At 75.8% G+C, this 2,471-nt stretch carries 1 protein-coding gene; it reads right to left on the reverse strand.

Going from position 1 to position 2,471, the window contains the following annotated elements; all coding sequences use genetic code 11:
* A partial coding sequence (locus tag ACIRYZ_RS46430; RefSeq protein WP_402955792.1) for a beta-ketoacyl synthase N-terminal-like domain-containing protein occupies positions 1-2,471 on the reverse strand: 2,471 nt, incomplete at both ends.

Here is a 2,471-nt window from a genome sequence, read left to right on the forward strand (position 1 = left end):
ATCAGCGACCAGTCGATCCACGGCGCCAACGCCACCGCGCACTCCGCGATCCGCTCCGCGAACACCGGCGAGGAGTCCAGCAGTTCACGACCCATACCAGCCCACTGCGACCCCTGACCCGGGAACACCAGCACGGTCCGGCCGGGTGCGGCAGCGGCGGGCGCGGAGCCGGCGGTCAGCACGGCCGGCGAGGGCGTGCCCTCCGCCAGCGCGGCCAGGCCCGCCAGCGCCTCCTCACGGGTCGCTCCGACGACCACGGCCCGCTCGGCGAGCAGCGCGCGCTGAGCGACCAGCGCCGCCGCGACGGCCGGCAGGGGCGTCTCGGGGGTCTGCCCGAGGAAGGTGACCAGCCGGCCGGCCTGGCCCGCCAGCGCGTCGGCGCTCCTGGCCGACAGGACGAGCGACAGCGGCGCGCCTGATGCCCCGCCAGTTCCCGTTGCCGGTTCGGTAAGGGGCTCCGACTCCTCGGCGGGAGCCTGTTCGAGGATCACGTGCGCGTTGGTGCCGCTCAGGCCGAACGAGGAGACCGCGGCCCGGCGCGCCCGGCCGGTCTGAGGCCACTCGCGTGCCTCGGTCAGCAGCTGGACGGCACCCGCCGTCCAGTCGACCTTGGTGGACGGGGCGTCCACGTGCAGGGTGGCCGGCATGACGCCGTGCCGCAGCGCCTGCACCGTCTTGATCACGCCGGAGACGCCGGCGGCTGCCTGGGCGTGGCCGATGTTCGACTTCAACGAACCCAGCCAGAGCGGCCGATCGGCCGATCGGCCGCGCCCGTAGGTGGCGAGCAGGGCCTGCGCCTCGATCGGGTCGCCCAGCACCGTGCCGGTGCCGTGGCCCTCGACCAGGTCCACGTCGGCCGACGACAGGCCCGCCGCGGCGAGCGCCTTGCGGATGACACGCTGCTGGGAGGGGCCGTTGGGGGCGGTCAGGCCGTTCGAGGCGCCGTCCTGGTTGACGGCGCTGCCGCGCAGCACGGCCAGCACCGGGTGGCCGTTGCGCCGCGCCTGCGAGAGCCGCTCCAGCACCAGCACGCCCGCGCCCTCTGCCCAGCCGGTGCCGTCGGCCGCGTCCGCGTACGACTTGCACCGCCCGTCCGCCGCGAGCGCCCGCTGCCGGGAGAACTCCATGAACATGCTCGGGCTCGACATCACCGTCGAACCGCCGGCCAGGGCCAGCGAGCACTCGCCCTGCCGCAGCGCCTGGGCGGCCAGGTGGAGCGCGACCAGGGAGGAGGAGCAGGCGGTGTCCACGGTCACCGCCGGGCCCTCGAACCCGAAGACGTACGAGATGCGGCCGGAGGCCACGCTCGCGCCCGCGCCGGTCAGCGCGAAGCCGCCCAGCTCGGCGGGCACGTTGCCGCCCGCGTAGTAGTCGACGCCCATGATGCCGTTGAAGACGCCGACGTCGGTGCCCTTGAGCGAGACCGGGTCGATCCCGGCCCGCTCCAGCGCCTCCCAGGAGGTCTCCAGCAACAGCCGCTGCTGCGGGTCCATCGCGGTGGCCTCGCGCGGGGAGATCCCGAAGAAGGCGGGGTCGAAGAGCGCGGCCTCGTGCAGGAAGCCGCCCTGGTCGGTGTAGGAGGTGCCCTCGTGCTCGGGATCACTGTCGAAGAGCTCGTCCAGGCCCCAGCCCCGGTCCTGCGGGAAGCCGGACACGCCGTCCCGGCCCTCCGCCACCAGCCGCCACAGGTCCTCGGGGCCGGCCACGCCGCCGGGCAGCCGGCAGGCCATGCCGACGATCGCGACCGGGTCGTCCGGGTCGTGCACCGCCGCCGGGGCCGCGGCGGCCGACGGCTCGCCCGAACCGTCGAACTCGCCGTGCAGGAAGCGCGCCAGGGCGAGCGGGGTCGGGTAGTCGAAGACCACCGTGGCGGGCAGGCTCAGACCGGTGGCCTCGCGCAGCCGGTTGCGCAGCTCGACCGAGGTCAGCGAGTCGAAACCGGCGTCCCGGAAGGCCCGTTCCGCGACGATGTTCGCCGCCCCGGCGTGGCCGAGCACGGCGGCGACGTGGGTGCGGACCAGCTCCAGCAGCAGCGCCTCCCGCTCGGCCTGGCCGAGTCCGGCCAGCCGGGCGGCGAGCCCGCTGCCGCCGTCCCGGCCCGCGCCGCGCGCCGCCTGCTGGCGGGCCGGGCGGACCAGGCCGCGCAGCAGCAGCGGCACAACGCCGCCGGCCGTGGCGGTCTCGCGCAGGCCCCGCAGGTCCAGCTTGACCGGGACGAGCAGCGAGTGGTCGCCGCGCAGGGCGGCATCGAACAGGGCCATGCCCTCGTCCGCCGGCAGCGGCAGGACGCCGCCGCGCCGGCTCATCCGGCTGCGGGACAGCTCGTCCACACCGGCGCCCATGCCGGAGTCCTGCTGCCAGGGCCCCCAGGCGAGTGAGAGGGCGGGGAGTCCGTCGGCCCGGCGGCGGGCCATCAGGCCGTCCATGAAGGCGTTGGCGGCCGCGTAACCGCCGGTGCCGGCGCCGAGGAA

The organism is Kitasatospora sp. NPDC101155, from assembly GCF_044768305.1.
Taxonomy (GTDB): domain Bacteria; phylum Actinomycetota; class Actinomycetes; order Streptomycetales; family Streptomycetaceae; genus Kitasatospora.